Origin of the sequence: Neptunomonas sp. XY-337 (genome assembly GCF_004959845.1) — a bacterium.
Lineage (GTDB): Bacteria > Pseudomonadota > Gammaproteobacteria > Pseudomonadales > Balneatricaceae > Neptunomonas > Neptunomonas marina.
Map to the genome: position 1 here is coordinate 115,263 of NZ_SPLL01000008.1, position 17,004 is coordinate 132,266.

General features: G+C 54.0%; 15 protein-coding genes. 5 read left to right on the top strand and 10 right to left on the bottom strand.

From position 1 onward, the window contains the following. Positions 1-109: 109 nt before the first annotated feature. The 9 genes from E4L36_RS16605 to E4L36_RS16645 all read right to left on the bottom strand — a co-directional run bounded on the left by E4L36_RS16605 (position 110) and on the right by E4L36_RS16645 (position 9,901). Positions 110-1,753: a BatD family protein gene (locus tag E4L36_RS16605; protein WP_136681520.1), complete on the bottom strand. Its 1,644-nt coding sequence runs from the start codon at positions 1,751-1,753 to the stop codon at positions 110-112. Continuing rightward, positions 1,747-3,618, bottom strand: a complete 1,872-nt coding sequence (locus E4L36_RS16610) for a VWA domain-containing protein (RefSeq protein ID WP_169051572.1) — start codon at positions 3,616-3,618, stop codon at positions 1,747-1,749. Before E4L36_RS16610 ends, E4L36_RS16605 begins: the two co-directional genes overlap by 7 nt. Next, a complete protein-coding gene (locus E4L36_RS16615) occupies positions 3,618-4,607 on the bottom strand; it encodes a VWA domain-containing protein (RefSeq protein WP_136681522.1) in 990 nt (329 codons plus the stop codon). The genes E4L36_RS16610 and E4L36_RS16615 overlap by 1 nt, the downstream gene beginning before the upstream one ends. Continuing rightward, complete coding sequence (locus E4L36_RS16620) at positions 4,600-5,136, bottom strand: DUF4381 domain-containing protein (protein ID WP_169051573.1); 537 nt, start codon at positions 5,134-5,136, stop codon at positions 4,600-4,602. The genes E4L36_RS16615 and E4L36_RS16620 overlap by 8 nt, the downstream gene beginning before the upstream one ends. Beyond that, on the bottom strand, positions 5,123-6,052 hold the full coding sequence (locus tag E4L36_RS16625; protein ID WP_136681524.1) for a DUF58 domain-containing protein: 930 nt from the start codon (positions 6,050-6,052) through the stop codon (positions 5,123-5,125). Before E4L36_RS16625 ends, E4L36_RS16620 begins: the two co-directional genes overlap by 14 nt. Positions 6,053-6,063: 11 nt before the next feature. Continuing rightward, positions 6,064-7,050, bottom strand: coding sequence for a MoxR family ATPase (locus E4L36_RS16630; RefSeq protein WP_136681525.1), 987 nt, complete (start codon positions 7,048-7,050; stop codon positions 6,064-6,066). Between the two features lie 181 nt (positions 7,051-7,231). After that, positions 7,232-8,215, bottom strand: coding sequence for an MDR family oxidoreductase (locus tag E4L36_RS16635; RefSeq protein WP_136681526.1), 984 nt, complete (start codon positions 8,213-8,215; stop codon positions 7,232-7,234). A gap of 53 nt (positions 8,216-8,268) precedes the next feature. Next, complete coding sequence (locus E4L36_RS16640) at positions 8,269-8,904, bottom strand: TetR family transcriptional regulator C-terminal domain-containing protein (protein ID WP_136681527.1); 636 nt, start codon at positions 8,902-8,904, stop codon at positions 8,269-8,271. A gap of 49 nt (positions 8,905-8,953) precedes the next feature. Further along, positions 8,954-9,901: a LysR family transcriptional regulator gene (locus tag E4L36_RS16645; RefSeq protein WP_136681528.1), complete on the bottom strand. Its 948-nt coding sequence runs from the start codon at positions 9,899-9,901 to the stop codon at positions 8,954-8,956. A 138-nt stretch (positions 9,902-10,039) separates the two neighbouring features. On the opposite strand from E4L36_RS16645, the gene E4L36_RS16650 reads away from it, so the two are divergent. From E4L36_RS16650 to E4L36_RS16660, 3 genes are read left to right on the top strand one after another with little or no spacing between them, the layout of a single operon-like run. After that, positions 10,040-11,455: an acetyl-CoA carboxylase biotin carboxylase subunit gene (locus E4L36_RS16650; RefSeq protein ID WP_136681529.1), complete on the top strand. Its 1,416-nt coding sequence runs from the start codon at positions 10,040-10,042 to the stop codon at positions 11,453-11,455. Between the two features lie 52 nt (positions 11,456-11,507). Continuing rightward, on the top strand, positions 11,508-13,313 hold the full coding sequence (gene oadA, locus E4L36_RS16655; protein ID WP_136681530.1) for a sodium-extruding oxaloacetate decarboxylase subunit alpha: 1,806 nt from the start codon (positions 11,508-11,510) through the stop codon (positions 13,311-13,313). A 60-nt stretch (positions 13,314-13,373) separates the two neighbouring features. Continuing rightward, positions 13,374-14,030, top strand: a complete 657-nt coding sequence (locus tag E4L36_RS16660; RefSeq protein ID WP_127694969.1) for a carbonic anhydrase — start codon at positions 13,374-13,376, stop codon at positions 14,028-14,030. Between the two features lie 44 nt (positions 14,031-14,074). Here the strand turns inward: E4L36_RS16660 and E4L36_RS16665 are convergent, their stop codons facing one another. Then, complete coding sequence (locus E4L36_RS16665) at positions 14,075-14,314, bottom strand: DUF2061 domain-containing protein (protein WP_127694968.1); 240 nt, start codon at positions 14,312-14,314, stop codon at positions 14,075-14,077. 152 nt (positions 14,315-14,466) lie between these two features. Between E4L36_RS16665 and E4L36_RS16670 the strand changes: the two genes are divergently transcribed. Next, on the top strand, positions 14,467-15,324 hold the full coding sequence (locus E4L36_RS16670) for a helix-turn-helix transcriptional regulator (protein WP_136681531.1): 858 nt from the start codon (positions 14,467-14,469) through the stop codon (positions 15,322-15,324). Positions 15,325-15,471: 147 nt separating this feature from the next. Then, the gene (locus E4L36_RS16675; protein ID WP_136681532.1) at positions 15,472-17,001 is read left to right on the top strand and encodes a DNA cytosine methyltransferase; all 1,530 of its coding nucleotides are present in this window, start codon (positions 15,472-15,474) and stop codon (positions 16,999-17,001) included. Positions 17,002-17,004: the final 3 nt, after the last annotated feature.

The window sequence follows — 17,004 nt, forward strand, 5'->3', positions numbered from 1 at the left end:
AAGCGGCCCTCTCGATACAATCACGCACGCCTTCCAGATCTACCTTAGCGAAAAACCAACGCAGATCCAGCAGGCTCAGACCAAATGCTAGTACATTTAGCCCGTAGGGTTAATGTGGGTATAGCGGCCGAAGTTGACCTTTATCAAGAGAGGGGGAAGGTTTTTTTTCAAACGCAACGCTACGGAAAACCTGCCCCAAGTCAGCACCTTGCCAAGGGGTTTTAGTTGGCGCGGCATAAAGCACCTGCTCAAGTTCAATGAGTTGCTCACGCGCCGCGGGCACCGCGTCGATAATCTGCGTTAGCGTTTGATAGTTTGGATCGACGGCACCGGCCCATTGCAATAGCGCCGCGCGCGCCGCAGATGCATCGTTGGCAAGACATGCTTGCTGAAAACGCTGCTGCAATGCGGCGATATCAACACTGGGGCGAGCCGGCGGTATGGATGGTTTAGGCCGCTGGCGACGGGGCACGTACCAGCCCAATAATCCACCTACTAGCAACCCTGCTATACCCCACAACCAAGGTGCGATACCGCTATCACTATCAACAGCCACAACGGGAGCAGCAGGCTTTACGGGCGGGGCTATACGGGGTTGCGACTCAGGCAATACCTGCGGCGTGCTCGGCGTTACGCCCGCAGCAACGGTGAGTGTTCGGGCTGCCAGTTCCGCGCTTTGCTGCTGGTTATCAACCACCGACCACCAAGGCAGCCGTACCGCAGGCAGTGTTACTTTACCGGCGCGCTCGGGAATCAACGTTACCGCTTGAGTCAGCGTTGTGATCAAGGTATCACCGTTAAACTGCTCATCAATCTCAGGGGCCGCGGCATACTGCTTGATCCCCTCACCTTCGGGCAAGGTTAACGGCGGTAACTGTTCTTTACCTATACCTTCCACTTGCAATGTTATAGTGCGAGTTACCGGCTCACCGGCACGTAATGCCTCGCTGCTCCACTGCTCGGTCATCGTGACCTGCTCAGCAGGTAGCCAGCTCGGCCCCTTAAATGCAGCAGGTACCGCTCCTACCGTTAATGTCAGTTGATCCCCTACCGCCGAGATACGCTTCGCACGCCGATTTTGCGCTGGTACTTGTGCCATCAACCGTGGTGGTTTTATAACCAATGTGCCACTTTTTTGCGGTGTAATGGCCCAAATTTGCTCTACAACAGTAACATTTTGCCCTTTTAGCTGCTGTTGGTACTGTTGCTGCTCACCGAGCGGTTCCATCAAGGCATCGCCTGAAATGACCTCGGGCGGCTCTAATGAAGCGTTATACAGCTGCTGGCCGATAAACAGCGTCATACGGTAGATCACCGGTTGCTGCACCTTCGGCGATAGGCTAGATGCTGTCACTAACAGTTCAATACCGCCCTGCTCCAATGTGAGTTGCTGAGCCGGCAACACCTTCAACGCTAAGCTTTGGGTGGTCTCGCCAGCCAACGTTAATGGTGGAATAACCAGATCACCGGAATGTTTGGGCTGAAGACCCAACATAAGTTGCTCGCTACGGGTCAGTGAACCGTTTACAAGCGATGTGCTGCTCATCCGGCTTCGCGATACCACCGTGAAATCTTTCTCCAATGGACTCAGGTCAAGCTGATCGAGCTCGCCCTCGGTGCTGGTGATCTGTAAACGGACCACATCGCCCTCTTCGATAGCGCCGCGCTCTAATAACGCATCCAGCTGCGCACTCGCCGGTACTCCTGCTAGCAGCAGGCTGACCATCACCCATGCTTGGAACGCTTTTACCATGGTTTACTCTCCTGCTCCGCTGCCGCATCACGCTGATATTGGTAGCGGAATTTTCGCCGCCAAAGTCCAGCGGGGTCATCCTCGATACGATTTAACAACTGCTGGCGGGCCTGCTCAGCTTCGCTTGGTGGTGCTGTGGCTGCCGTGCTTTCAACCGCCGTCGCGTCTTCCCCTTGTGCTTGGCGCTCATCTAGCGCCTGCTTAAAGGCCTCTTGTAGCTGTTGCTGATCCTTACCTTCCTGCGCTTGATCACCCGCTGATGCTTGCGGCTCTTCAGTACCTGCAGGAGTCGAGTTATCTTGCCCACCTTGCTGCTCATTCGATTGGCTTTGCTCCGCGGCATTGTTCGCATCTGATTCTGCTTGGTTGCTCTCGCCTGCTTGCGACTCGTTACCTTGAGTTTCGCCGTTTTGATCGTCGCTGTTTTGCGCGTCGCTGTTTTCTGAGCTATCACTTTGCGCTTGATCGCCCTGCTCTTGATTAGGTTGCGAGCCATTTTCAGCACGGGTTTGCTCCTCAAGTAACTGCTTTACCTGCGCACGATTATGTTTGGCATCCGCCATCTCGGGAGCGATCTCTAGCGTTTGGTCATAAGCCGACAACGCCTCCTCAAGTGCGCCACTTTGCGCCAAAAGATTACCGCGGTTGTACCAATCGTCCGCGCTCTCTGGGTGAGGCAGCGCCTCCAACGCGGCAGCCAAATCACCGTTATGTGCCTCAGCAATTTGCTTCCAACGGGGGTCAGTAAATAGCGCGGCCGCGCGCGCGGCATCCCCCTCACTCAGTGCTGCAGCGCCGCGTTGATCGGCCGTTTGCCACCATGAAGTCTCGTTGGCATGCACTGAATGGCTAGAGGTTAAAGCCCCCACAAAGATCGCTGGAAGCAGCAGATTCAGCGCGCCACGGCGAAACAACGGTAGCAAAAATGGCAACGCGAGCAGCACCAACCAAGGGCCTTCGGCCACCCACTCATCGAGTACCTGAGACGGCGCAGCAACCACATCGCCGCCACGCAAAAAACCGCTCATCAGATAATCAAGATCCGCATCACTTGGGCTGATCAGCACAGCGCGCCCGCCACCCAATGAGGCCACCTCTTGCAGGTTACTCATCGCGAGCTTCGCCACAACCGCGGTGCCGTTATGCATCAACACGCCCGATGCAGTCGGGATATTCGCGCCTTGCTCTGTGCCAACGCCCAACAGAGATACCTGATGCCCAGTCTGTTTTAAGCGCACACTCTCTGCCGCCACCTGTGCCGGATGAATTTCATCAGTCACCAACAGGATATTGGCCGCTTGAATACCAGCTTGTTGCAATAGGTTTTCAGCCAACTGCAGCGCCCTGTCCGCACGGCTCCCTTGGCGCGGCATAATATCCGGCGACATAGCGGCAAGCTGTGCATCAATGGTGGCAGCATCTTGCGTTAGCGGTGTCACTACAAACGCATCAGCCGCATAAACCAGTAGCGCCACCTGACCATCCCGCTGCTTGGCCAGTAAATCGCGGATTTTAAAGCGCGCTCGCTCAAGGCGGCTGGGCTTGAGATCTTGTGCAGCCATCGATGCCGATAGATCGAGCGCAATAACTAACGCATCCTCTTGCTGGTACGCCGGTTGCGGCTGTTGCTGCCAAACCGGCTGCGCCAGCGCAACACCGAGCAGTACACTGACAATCGACAGCAGCACAAAGCGCGCCCATTGGCGCGAGCGCTGCTCAACCACCAACAAAGGCAGTAGTTCAGGGTCACAGACCATTGACCAGTGTTTAGCGCTACGCGATTGAGCGCAGACGATATAGCTAAGCCCCACGAGCAGCGGGATAATCAGTAGCCACAACGGCTGCAACAGATGAAACTGTGCCACTAACGACCTCCTCGCTGCCGCTGCCAAACCAGTAAGATCGCGAAGAGCAGCACACCAAAACCGAGCGGCCATTGGTAAAGGCTGCTAACGGGGCGAAAGAAATCGGCATCTTGCTCAACCGGCTCTAGTTCATCCAATAGCGCATAAATTTCCACCAGCTGATCTAAGTCTTGAGCGCGGAAATAACGCCCGCCTGTTTGTTGAGCAATCTGCGTTAGCAGCGCTTCATCGATACTGCTGCCACCGCCGACCGATAACCCCATAAAGCTGATGCCACCGCTGTCACGGCCAATACCCACGGTGTAAATGGTCAACCCTTCGGCTTGCGCCAGCTCGATGGCAGCCTCCGGTGCCAAAGCACCCGCCGTATTCTCGCCATCGGTCATCAGCACCAATATGCGCTGGCTACTTTGCAGTGTTTTAAAGCGCTTTACCGCGAGGCCTATCACATCGCCAATCGCAGTCGCCCGCCCCGCAAGTCCCACCTGCGCCTCATCCAGAAGTTGACGCACCGTGGCACGATCACGGGTGAGCGGCGCTTGGAGATAAGCCTGATCCGCAAACAGCAATAGTCCGACGCGATCCCCCTCGCGGCGCTCAATAAAATCACCCGCCACCACTTTGGTCGCGGTGAGCCGGTCTACCCGCTGCCGGTCGATCACAAAATCGCTCTCTAACATACTTTCAGATAGATCAACGGCCAGCATGATGTCGCGACCGCTCAACGGTTGTGGAATCGGCTCCCCCAGCCATTGCGGCTTGGCCACGGCTGTTACTAAACACGCCCACACCAGCACACCTAGCAACAGCGGCCCGCGCTCGCTTAAAGTGCGGCTACTGGCAGATTGCGCCGCAACCGCAGCCAGATTATCGATAAACGGCACCTGTAAACCTGCTTGCTGCTCAACCTTTGCCGCTGGGGCAAAACGGCGTACTAACCAAGGTAGTGGTAGCAGCGCAAACGCCCAAAGCCAGGCAAATTCAAACATCTTTACCTCCGATATTGGCATGGCTGATGTGTGCCGAGTTCAGCTGAGCTTGCGCTAGCCATTGGGTCACAGCGGGAATAAAGTTGTCGTCTAATGGTGCATCCACGGCGCGATACGGCCCGCTCACCAACACCTCAAGGGGTTTCGTTGCGAAAGCGCCGTTGGCGCGCTGCTCAAGGTAGCGGTACCAAGCGGTACCTGATAACCGAGCCACACGGTCGCCTTCGTAGGCTAGCGCCACGCGTTTGAGTAGTTGATTGGCTTGTACCACAAGCCATTGGGCGTTCTGCTCTGCTGCATCTTGCTGCGCGTACTGCTCGCATATCTGCTGCCATTGCATCAGGGCCAGTTGTCGCGGCGCGGGTGCTGCAGATGAGCGATCACGCCTTAACCACATCATCCATAACAAAGCTGCGACCAACAGGGCCGCCAGTACCATCCACCAGCCGGGCGCCAATGGCCACCAACCGATCGGTTCGGGCAGGTGTAGCGGCTTGAGATCGAGCTTGGAAAGATCAGGCGTGTTCATGATCATCCCCTGCACACGTAAACAGCGGGTGCGCAGCACTGCGCCAATGGGCGAACTCAACACCACGTAGCTGATGTAGCTGCTCTAACACGGCGATACGCTGCGCAAACTGCTGTTGATACTGATCTTGCTGGGTCGCGCCTGCGGCGATGGAGACCTCTTTATCACGGCCAATAAAGCGATAGCGCCGCCCTTTGGGCAACTGCTCTTCTAAAGGATCAGAGATCAGCACCAGTTTCAGCTCACAGCGTTTGGCTAAGCGCATGAGGTGCTGCTGGGCAGCCGCATCTACATCGTGGAAATCACTGAATAGATAAACCAGAGTACCGCTACTGAGGTAGCGCTCCGCTTTACTCAATGCAGCCGCTAACGAGATAGGCTGCACACGTTCGCTATTCGGCTGATAGTGGCGTTCGGCCAGCTCTGCCATCAACCCCATCACCCGCTGGCGGGCGTTGGTTGGCTTGAACAGCAGGTCGTCATCGGCTCCGAATAGATGCGCACCCACGCGATCACCTTGGGCAAGGGTATTCCATACCACCATGCTGGCGGCGTAGCTGGCGAGTACCGCTTTAAAGTGCCCTCGGGTTGCGAACTGCATGGTGGGGCGCAGGTCTGTTATGACAAACACAGGCCGTTCGCGCTCTTCACGGAACAACTTGGTGTAGGCTTCGCCGGTGCGCGCCATCAAATGCCAATCGAGGTGGCGAATATCATCACCTGGCTGGTACTGGCGAACATCGTCATACTCCATACCGCGGCCACGAATATGGCTCAAGTGGTGGCCATCACGAATCGCCATCCGCTCGCGTCGGCCACCTCGTGCGGGCGGCCAGTGGCGCAAGCTGAGCAACTCTTCCAGCGAGATTTGATGGCGCTGCTTGGGGATCGGCCGTGTGGTTGATTCAGCTAACATCGTCAGCCTCCTTAAGGCACCGGCACGCGCTCCAGCAGCGTTTGGATAAAGCGGTCTTTGTCCATACCGTTGGCCTCCGCCATATAGCTCAGGCCGATGCGGTGGCGCAGAATACTGGGTGCGATGGCTTGGATATCATCAGGGGTGACAAAATCACGCCCCTGTAACCACGCTTTGGCACGCACAGCGCGGTCGAGCGCAATGGTCGCCCGTGGGCTGGCGCCAAAGGTCAGGGTGTCACGCAACTCTTGACCATAAGCCTCAGGCTGGCGCGTTGCCATAATCAGCGCCACAACATAATCCTCGAGCGGCTCCGCCAGATGGGTTTGCATCACCTCTTGGCGGGCAGCAAATAGCTGTGCTTCGGTCACTGCCGTCTGCGTAGCCGGTGTTTCCCCCGCCAGTGCTTGGGTGTGCTCTCCACGCACCAACTGCAAAATCGCTTTCTCCTGCTCAAACTGCGGATAATCCACCCGAATATGCAGCATAAAGCGGTCGAGCTGAGCCTCAGGTAATGGATAGGTACCCTCTTGCTCAAGGGGGTTTTGCGTCGCCAACACCATAAAGAAGCGCGGTAAAGGATAGGTGGTGCCGGCCACTGTGATCTGGCGCTCCGCCATCGCTTCCAGTAGTGCAGATTGCACCTTCGCTGGCGCACGGTTGATCTCGTCTGCAAGGATGATATTGCCAAACAGCGGCCCTTGGCGAAACTCAAACACGCCTTGTTGGGTGTTAAAGATCTCGGTTCCCGTCAGGTCACTCGGTAGTAGGTCAGGTGTGAACTGGGCCCGGTGATATACCCCTTCAAGCAGTGTGCTTAGTGCTTGGATGGTACGGGTTTTTGCAAGCCCCGGTGGGCCCTCAAGCAAGACATGCCCATCGGTTAACAGCGCGATGAGTAGATCTTCTACTAAGGCACTTTGGCCAACAACAGAAGCCTCAAGCTGCGCTTTGAGCGCACTAAATCGTTGCTGGTTATCACTCGCTGCTGTGCTCATGCACTCTCCCTCTCGCCAAAAACATCAAGACCGGCTGCGTCTGCGGTCACTACACCGCTTATCCGACTAGCGAACCGGCGTTCTGGTTCCTTTCATGTTATGCAGAGGATAGATAGGGGCGAGGAGGAATTTTTCAACTCATGTGCGCCCCGAGTAACGGGGCGCGGCAGGTAAGCTATCGTTAGCGGTTTACATCAACCACAAGACGGCCTTTTACTTCGCCTTTAAGGAAGGCTTCGCCATAGGGCACCACCTCACTCAGGCCGATCTCTTCACAGATCGACTCAAGCTTGTCAGCATCTAGCTCGTTAGCCAGCAGTTGCCACGCTTGTAGGCGCTCAGCTTTCGGGCACATAACGCTGTCCACACCGGCCAGTGTCACACCACGCAGGATAAAGGGCGCCACCGTTGCAGGTAGCTCCATACCACCGGCCAAACCGCAGGCTGCCACTGCGCCACCATATTTTGTGGTAGCACAAACGTTGGCTAGCGTGTGACCACCCACCACATCCACTGCACCGGCCCAGCGCTCTTTGCCGAGCGGCTTGCCGGGCTCAGAAAATAGTTCGCGGCCAACCACCTCTTTGGCACCAAGCGATAGCAAGTAATCGGTGTTTTCGGGGCGGCCCGATACCGCAACCACGTCGTAACCACGCTGCGCCAACAGAGCGATAGCAACACTGCCTACACCGCCCGCAGCGCCCGTTACTAGCACTTCACCTTTCTCCGGTGTCACGCCGAGTGATGCAAGTTTCATAACACACAGCATTGCCGTGTAGCCTGCCGTCCCGATCGCCATCGCATGGCGGGAGCTAAACGCCTCTGGCAATGGCACCAACCAATCACCACTGACACGCGCATACTGCGCCAAGCCGCCCCAGTGCTTTTCGCCCACACCCCAGCCGTTTAGAACAACCCAGTCACCAGCTTGGTAATCGGGGTGGGAAGATTCTGTCACTTCACCAGCAAAGTCGATCCCTGGCACCATTGGGAAATGACGTACCACCGGGCTTTTTCCGGTAATTGCCAGTCCATCTTTGTAGTTCAGCGTCGAGTGGCTGATCCGCACGGTAACGTCGCCCTCAGGTAGTTGTTCTTGCGTTACATCTGCATATTCTGCGCGGTAACCCGCATCATCTTTTTCGATCTTAACTGCCTTGAACATAACATCGCCTCCCATTTATAGACCGGTCGTCTTTAAATTGATAAATAAAAAGCTTACCGGGGTAAGCTACGCAAAAAATAGTCATGATAGAGCTGTAACGGCGCACCGCTTTGCTCTAGCTTGGCACGTAAAACTGCGCCCTCCCAACCGACCCAAAAGAGGTGGGCAAATTGGTCGCAGTCAGTATCTGCAGCAAGCGCTCGCTCGGCCACCGCAGCACGCAAACAGTCGGCAAGTGCGGCTTGCCACTGCTCAAACACATCGATTAAGCGGCTCCGAAAACTCTCTGGTAACGCTCCCATCTCTTGCCCTAGGTTGCCGATCAAGCAGCCGCGCTTGAAATCATGCCGAGCCATTCCGGTTTGCGCATCATTCACAAAAGCCGAAATACGCGCTAATGGCGCTAGCTCCGTATTATTGAGATGGCTCTCTAGCTTGCGCAAAAAGTAATGCGCATAGTGGTCGATCAACGCTAAGCCAAACGCCTCTTTGCTATCAAAGTAGTGATAAAAAGAGCCTTTTGGCACCTGCACACGTTTTAAGATGGCCTCTAAGCCCGTGGCCGCAAAGCCCCGCTCCGTCAAGAGCTCTAGCCCTGCGTGCAGCAGTAGCTGGCGTGTTTCCACGTTATCTTGGTGGCGTTTGGGTGGTCGGCCACGTTTTTTTGGTGCTGGCGTGAATGAGGTCATAATTTAATTATAGACTGATCGTCTCAAAAATAAAAATACGGATACTGACCTAACTCGTTACATTCGCAACAACCTGCTCCAGCTGGCGGATATTCTGCTGCACATAATCCAGAAATGCCTGCATCGCTGGCGTTGGATGCTTAGCCTGCGGATGCACAACGCACCAGCTTCGGCGCAGCGGAAACCCCTCGAGAGGGACGATATGTAATTTGCCTAGCGCCAGCTCAGAAAGGATGCTGATCTTCGGTAGCACGGCAACACCTAACCCTGCGATCACCGCCTGCTTAACAACATCGTTGGAACCAAGCTCCATGGTAGCTCGCAGGTTCAAACGTTGTTGCTGGCAGTACTGCTCTAGTGCCAATCGGCTACCGGAACCCGGCTCGCGAATCAGTAGCTCGCTATCTAAAAAATCCTGTGCGCTGACGTGGGCCTTTTGTAACAGTGGATGGCCTGCGGGCGCCACCGGTACCAATTCATTATTCAAAAATGGTAGTGAGGCCAGGGGTTTATCAGCAGGTACCATTCCCATAATGACCAGATCGTCGTGGTTATCATTCAAGCGCTGCAACGCTGCAGCACGGTTCACCACCGAGACACTCACGCTAATCTGCGGATGCAGATCCAGAAACGCCCGCAGCAGATAGGGCACCACATATTGCGCGGTGTTTACCGCCACCAAGCGTAGATCCCCCGCAACTTGCCCTTTAAGCGCGGCTAGATCAGTTTGTAGGTTGCTAAGCTCAGTGAAGATAGCGTTGATACTCAGTGCCAAGCGCTCACCAGCGGCGGTACAAAATAACCGCCGCCCCACATACTCAAATAGCGGTTGGTTCAACGCACTCTCTAACTGGCGCATCTGGCTACTCACTGCCGGTTGCGTCAAGCCCAGTAGCTCCCCCGCCTTACTGTAACTTTGCAGCTGATAGACCGCTTTAAACACCTGCAGCTGGCGAAACGTCATGCGGCTGGTTATTTGTTGTACAGAAAGTGGCATAGGGATAATACCTTTAGCATTTATCTATAACCAATACCTTATAGATAAACAAAGAAATATCAATTTCTGCCTACCCGAGTGGCGTACTAGGATAAAAACACACTGATGGTAAGGCCGTCGTAGGACGGAGGAGACCCCATGATAAAAAAAGTACTGATTGCTAACCGCGGTGAGATCGCTGTACGAATCGTGCGCGCCTGTGCCGAAATGGGCATTCGCTCCGTTGCGATCTACACCGAGCCTGACCGCTATGCGCTCCACGTTAAACGCGCCGACGAGGCCTACTCGCTAGGCGAAGACCCGCTTAAAGGCTATCTCGATCCGAACCGTATCGTGAATCTGGCCCTAGAAACTGGCTGCGACGCGATCCATCCCGGTTATGGTTTCCTCTCTGAAAACGCGGAATTTGCGCGCTTATGTGAAGAGCAAGGCGTGACCTTTATCGGCCCGAAAGCCTCTGTGATTAGTGGCATGGGCGATAAAACCCAAGCCCGTGACTCAATGCGTGCAGCCGGGGTACCCATCACGCCCGGTTCTGATGGCAACCTAGCAGATGTTGATGAAGCGCTGGAGCTCGCCGAGCAGATCGGCTACCCCATTATGATCAAAGCCACCTCAGGTGGTGGCGGGCGCGGTATTCGCCGTTGCGATACACCCCAAGAGCTGCAGCAGCAATATCCGCGGGTCATCTCAGAGGCCACCAAAGCCTTTGGCTCTGCCGAAGTTTTTATGGAGAAGTGCATTGTTAATCCGCGCCATATCGAGGTGCAGATTTTGGCAGACAGCCAAGGTAATGTGATCCATCTATACGAGCGCGATTGTTCGATCCAGCGCCGCAACCAAAAGCTGATCGAAATTGCCCCAAGCCCACAGCTAACACCAGAGCAACGCCAGTATATCGGCGGTTTAGCGGTAAAAGCAGCACAAGCAGTTGATTATGAAAACGCTGGCACGGTGGAGTTTCTGCTTTCGGGCAACGAAGTCTACTTTATGGAGATGAACACACGTGTGCAGGTGGAGCACACGATCACTGAGCAGATCACCGGTGTTGATATCGTACGCGAGCAGTTGCGCATCGCCTCAGGCTTGCCACTGAGCTACCGCCAGCAAGATATCAGTTATCGCGGTTTCGCGTTGCAGTTCCGTATCAATGCGGAAGATCCCAAAAATGACTTCCTGCCCAGCTTTGGCCGAATTTCGCACTACTATGCGCCGGGTGGGCCGGGCGTGCGTGTTGATACCGCCATCTACACCGGCTACGAGATCCCCCCCTACTACGATTCGATGTGTTTGAAGCTTGTGGTGTGGGCGCTGACATGGGACGAGGTTGTCGCACGGGGCAAACGCGCACTGGATGATATGCGCTTACATGGCATCAAAACGACCGCCAACTACTACCAACAGATTCTGAGCCACCCCGATTTTGAGCGGGCGGTATTTGATACCAGTTTCGTACCGAGCCACCCAGAGCTGATGGAATACTCCGAAAAACGACACCCCAGCGAGATGGCATTAGCTATTGCCGCCGCGATTGCAGCCCACACGGGCTGGTGAAGATAGGCAACCGAATTAGCCAACCGCCAGCACGGTTGCAGGAGAACAGACAATGAGCACTCAAAAGAAGATTGAAATCACCGACGTAACGCTGCGAGACGCGCACCAATCGCTAATCGCAACCCGTATGCGCACCGAAGATATGCTGCCCATTTGCGATAAGCTCGATCAAGTGGGGTTTTGGTCCCTAGAGGTTTGGGGTGGCGCCACCTTTGACGCTTGCGTGCGCTTCCTTAAGGAAGATCCGTGGGAGCGCCTGCGCCAACTCCGTGCCGCACTGCCCAACACCCGCCTACAGATGCTACTGCGCGGCCAAAACTTACTTGGCTACCGCCACTATGCAGACGACGTAGTCGAAGCCTTTGTGCAAAAGTCTGCTGAGAACGGCATTGATGTGTTCCGTGTCTTTGATGCGCTAAACGATGTGCGCAACCTAGAGACGGCGATGAAAGCCGTTAAGAAAGCGGGCAAACATGCGCAGGGCACACTGTGTTACACCACCAGCCCCGTGCACACGCCAGAGCTGTTTGTACAACAAGCCAAAGCGATGCGTGATATGGGCTCAGACTCCATCGTGATCAAAGATATGGCCGGCTTACTCACGCCATACGCCACCTACGATCTGGTGAGCGCGCTCAAAGCCGAGCTCGACTTACCGATTGTCGTGCACAGCCATTCCACAGCGGGCTTGGCGCAACTGTGCCAGCTCAAAGCGATCGAAGCCGGTGCAGACCGTATCGATACTGCGATCTCCTCGTTTGCGGGCGGCACCAGCCACCCCGCTACCGAATCACAAGTGGCTGCACTGAAAGGCACGGAATACGACACGGGGCTCGATCTTGAACTGCTGTCGGAGATCGCCGATTACTTCCGCGAAGCGCGTAAAAAGTACCACCAGTTCGAGAGCGAGTTCACCCGCGAAGATGTATCGGTACAGATCAACCAAGTACCGGGCGGCATGATGTCGAACTTAGCGAACCAGTTAAAAGAGCAAAACGCGCTAGATCGCATCCGTGATGTCTTTGCCGAAATCCCACGGGTACGTGAAGACCTTGGCTTTCCGCCACTGGTGACGCCAACATCGCAAATTGTGGGCACTCAAGCGGTTTATAACGTGCTTGCTGGGGAGCGCTATAAAACCATCACTAACGAGGTCAAACGCTACCTGCAAGGTGGCTATGGTGCGGCGCCCGCACCGGTAAATCCCGAGGTTCAGAAGAAAGCTATTGGTAATGAGAGCGTCGATGTGGGCCGCCCAGCTGACCTGTTACAGCCAGAACTACATAAACTGCGTGAGGATATCAGCACGCTGGCGCAGAGCGAAGAGGACGTGCTGACCTACGCCATGTTCCCAGACCTTGGCCGCGAGTTCTTGCAGCAACGCGCTGACGGCACCCTCCAGCCCGAGGAGCTGCTACCTGCAGAAGCTGCTGCAGGTAGTGCGCTCGGCCATGCAACCGCCTCTGAGTTCACGATCGATGTGCACGGTGAAACCTATGAGATCGCAGTAACGGGTATCGGCGACCATGGCGCGGGGAAACGTAAGATCTACCTCTCGATGGACGGTATGCCTGAAGAGGTAGTCTTTGAACCGCTGAATGAATTTGTCGCCGAAGGCAGCAGCGGGCGCAAGCACGCCACAGAGCCAGGCCATGTCACTACCGCGATGCCGGGTAATATCTTCGAGATACTGGTTAGCGTGGGGGACGAAGTGACTGCAGGCCAAGCTGTACTCGTCGCCGAAGCGATGAAGATGGAAACCGAACTACACACCAGTATTGCCGGAACCGTGAAGGCGATCCACGTTGCTAAAGGCGACCGCGTAACACCGGGTGAAGTGCTTATGGAGATCGGCTAACACGCCAACCGCGTACCTCACACGTGCGCGGTTTACATCAATAGACAGTGAGGATAGATGATGGAAAAGATAGTCAAAGGCGTACTGAATTTTCGCAAAAACGTATATCCAGAAAACAAAGATCTCTTCGGCACACTCGCAACCGGGCAAAGCCCAGAGATTCTATTTGTCACCTGCTCGGACTCGCGTATCGACCCGAACCTGCTCACCGGCACCGACCCGGGCGATCTATTTATCTGCCGTAATGCGGGGAATATCGTACCGCCGCACAGCAATCAAACTGGGGGGATGACCGCCTCGATTGAGTATGCGGTGGCGGTGTTAGGTGTGCGCCACATCATTATCTGCGGGCACACCGACTGCGGTGCGATCAAGGGCGCATTGGACCTCTCTGCAGTCGAGGGCTTACCCCACGTGAAAGAGTGGCTGAGCCACTGCCGCTCCGCGATGGAGATTGTCCGCGAACGTAACGGTATTCCATGCGGGCACAGTGTTGGCCATGCGCATCTGAATGAAGCGATCGAAGAGAACGTCCTACAGCAAGTGCAACATATCCGCACCCACCCCACGGTCGCGGCTAAGTTGGCAAGCGGTAAGATCGAGATTCATGGCTGGATCTACAACATCAAGAATGGCGGCGTCCGCTGCTGCCACCATAACGACAACACCTTCCGCGAATTCGACGAGCAATACGCCGATATCATCGCCAATCTATAGCACCCCATGCGCAGCTTCAGGCTGCGCTGCCTCTTTTAGTGAGCCTAACGAGCCGCACCATTATCGTGCTGTGCTGATGGCAACATCTCCCGCCCCCACCGCACCTTTTGCCACACCCGCTCGTGCATAATGTAGAAAACAAAACTGGTCAGCATCGACGTACCCGCCAACGACATCGCACTCTGTAGCTCGCCGGTATAAAGATAGCTAATGGCCGTCATGGTGAATAATCCTAACAGCTGCCAGCTAATCGCTTTGCTAATGGTGCGCAGTTTCGTTTCCAACGTGTTTCCCTATTTACGAACGACGGTTATATCAAACAGGTTGCTATTTTAACGCCGCCAACAGGGCCGCGATAAGTCTGAACCTTGGAAACAAAAAGCTACAATGGTGATAATATTCATCACTAGTGACTAAAATCAGAGCCAGTAAACAGATGAAGAAACAAGACCGAGCAGAACTCTTCCGCCAGCGTCTCTTGCAGCGGATTAGTGAAAGCGGCGTCAGCCGTAGCGAGCTAGCAAGGTTGTGCCAAGTTGATCGCTCGACCATTGCACAACTCCTCAATGATGATGCCGTACGCCTACCCAATGCCCACCTAGCTGCCGAATGTGCAGCAGCATTAGGCGTGAGCTGCGACTGGCTGCTGGGCCTATCGGAGCGCAGCGAAACCAGCACCGACCTGCTACTCACTGCCTGCGAAATTACCGACGCCGAAAGAACCCCAGCCGATATCCAACTGCTCGAATGGCACAAAGCGGCAGCAGGCTACAAAATTCGCCATGTACCCGCCACCTTCCCCGACATCCTCAAAACCGATGACGTATTGCATTTCGAGTACGCAGCCTATCGCGATAAAACACCCGAGCAAGCCAGCAGCACCATGCAAGAAACCATCGAGTGGCTAAAAGCACCCGGCTCTGACTACGAGATCTGCATCCCTTTACACGCCGTTACCAGCTTATTTGAAGGCACAGGTTACTGGGAAGGGCTGCCCAGCACAGTACGCGAGCAGCAGGTTGAACACCTCATCAGCTACTGCCGTAACAACTACCCAGCGCTGCGCGTTTATCTATTTGATAGCAAAAAGGTCTATTCATCACCCGTGACAGTATTCGGCCACCTGCTAGCGGCGGTCTACGTGGGCCGCTACTACATGGTGTTTCGCGAACGCGGCCAAGTACAAGCCCTAACAGAACACTTCGACCATCTTGTGCGCGAAGCCGAGTTCGATGCTCGTTCTATTGCAGAACAGTTTGAACAGATTTATATGCGGGGAAAGACTAGCTCATAGCACTCAATAAAGAATTAACAGCCCCTATTTGACTGTGCTGCATGCCCTTGCACTTGATAATTTGTAAATCATATGCACATAAAAATTGTTTATCTGTATCTGCCTGGTATTATTGCGTAGCGTTCAAAACTGATACTAAGAGGAATAATGAAAACAGGTACCATCCTTGTTATTGATCTTTTCGCCGGCCCGGGAGGACTAGGCGAAGGTTTATCCTCCGTGATTGATGCAAGTGGGAGTCATCCATTTAAAATAGGTATGTCTGTAGAGAAAGAGCCCTCCGCCCATAAAACTCTAACAACTCGGGCATTTTATAGAAGGATTAAAGATTCTAAACTTGGCCTAGCCAGCTATAACGACTACCTTCTTGGCAACTTAACTAGGGCGCAACTTTTTGGACTCTTCCCATATGAAGCGGAAAAAGCCCTACAAGAGACGCTGTATACACCACATTCGTTAGGCGATGACAACAGCACTATCCACAAACGTATCACCGAACTGGTTCAAAATCACGGGAACAAACCTAAGGTAGTTATCGGTGGACCGCCATGCCAAGCTTACTCACTTGCAGGCCGTTCTCGTAATGCTGGCATAAAAGATTACCAAGCAGAAAAAGACGATAGAAATTTCCTGTACAAAGAGTACCTAAAAGTCCTTTCTGTCGCGCAACCGGATGTTTTCATAATGGAAAATGTCCGAGGTATTCTTTCAGCCAGAATAGACGGTAAAATCATCTTCCCTCGTATACTACAAGATTTGAGAGCACCCGGACGCATTACTAAAATCACAACGCCTAAGTACAAAATATTCTCATTAGTTGTAGATGTAGATAACCCCGAAAGCCCTATATATGAAGATTTTACTGATTACCTCATAAAGTCTGAAAACTACGGCATTCCTCAGGCCCGCCATCGCGTCATTTTATTGGGGGTTCGAGCAGACATTCAAGGCACTCCTAGTACACTAAAGCCGTTCAAATACCAATCAACGGTAGAACAGGTTCTAGCAGACCTACCGAAGTTACGTAGTGGTTTTTCAAAGCGTAAAGATATAACTAAGGACTGGGAAAGCACAGTTTCAAAAAACGCTACTACGGTTAAGCGTTTGCTTAAGAAACAGTTTAAACAAGCTAAAAGCTTAGATCTTAAGCCTTTTAAAAAGCTAACGCGCTCTGCAACTCAACCCGTTGAGCAATCATGTCAAATGCCAGAACATTTGATCGAGTGGTATAGAGGCAAAGAGCCTCCTTGCGTATTAAACCACGAAACTCGTGGGCATATGGAAAGTGATTTACTTCGCTATGCTTATAGCGCTGCGTATACACAGCTTAATGATGGCACGCCTCCGAAAGCGAGAGATTTCCCAGACGATCTTGCTCCTGCCCATGAGAACTGGAAGTCAGGTTCTCATGCTGACCGCTTTAGAACTCAAGCCGCCAATAAGTGCTCAACCACTGTAACTAGCCACATCTCGAAAGATGGACATTACTTCATTCACTATGACCCAAAGCAATGTCGAAGTTTAACAGTCCGTGAAGCGGCTCGCTTACAGACGTTTCCGGATAACTACTTGTTTGAAGGGAATAGGACGCAACAATATGTACAGGTAGGAAATGCTGTGCCACCGTATTTGGCACAGCAGATAGGGAAAGTGGTGATGGAGTTATTAGATCAATAATAC

Excerpts from the sequence above, each read along its gene's own strand:
- E4L36_RS16640 (WP_136681527.1), bottom strand. The coding sequence starts at position 8,904 with ATGACCTCATTCACGCCAGCACCAAAAAAACGTGGCCGACCACCCAAA.
- E4L36_RS16645 (WP_136681528.1), bottom strand. The coding sequence starts at position 9,901 with ATGCCACTTTCTGTACAACAAATAACCAGCCGCATGACGTTTCGCCAG.
- E4L36_RS16660 (WP_127694969.1), top strand. The coding sequence starts at position 13,374 with ATGGAAAAGATAGTCAAAGGCGTACTGAATTTTCGCAAAAACGTATAT.
- oadA (WP_136681530.1), top strand. The coding sequence starts at position 11,508 with ATGAGCACTCAAAAGAAGATTGAAATCACCGACGTAACGCTGCGAGAC.
- E4L36_RS16635 (WP_136681526.1), bottom strand. The coding sequence starts at position 8,215 with ATGTTCAAGGCAGTTAAGATCGAAAAAGATGATGCGGGTTACCGCGCA.
- E4L36_RS16650 (WP_136681529.1), top strand. The coding sequence starts at position 10,040 with ATGATAAAAAAAGTACTGATTGCTAACCGCGGTGAGATCGCTGTACGA.
- E4L36_RS16630 (WP_136681525.1), bottom strand. The coding sequence starts at position 7,050 with ATGAGCACAGCAGCGAGTGATAACCAGCAACGATTTAGTGCGCTCAAA.
- E4L36_RS16605 (WP_136681520.1), bottom strand. The coding sequence starts at position 1,753 with ATGGTAAAAGCGTTCCAAGCATGGGTGATGGTCAGCCTGCTGCTAGCA.
- E4L36_RS16625 (WP_136681524.1), bottom strand. The coding sequence starts at position 6,052 with ATGTTAGCTGAATCAACCACACGGCCGATCCCCAAGCAGCGCCATCAA.
- E4L36_RS16620 (WP_169051573.1), bottom strand. The coding sequence starts at position 5,136 with ATGAACACGCCTGATCTTTCCAAGCTCGATCTCAAGCCGCTACACCTG.
- E4L36_RS16670 (WP_136681531.1), top strand. The coding sequence starts at position 14,467 with ATGAAGAAACAAGACCGAGCAGAACTCTTCCGCCAGCGTCTCTTGCAG.
- E4L36_RS16615 (WP_136681522.1), bottom strand. The coding sequence starts at position 4,607 with ATGTTTGAATTTGCCTGGCTTTGGGCGTTTGCGCTGCTACCACTACCT.
- E4L36_RS16675 (WP_136681532.1), top strand. The coding sequence starts at position 15,472 with ATGAAAACAGGTACCATCCTTGTTATTGATCTTTTCGCCGGCCCGGGA.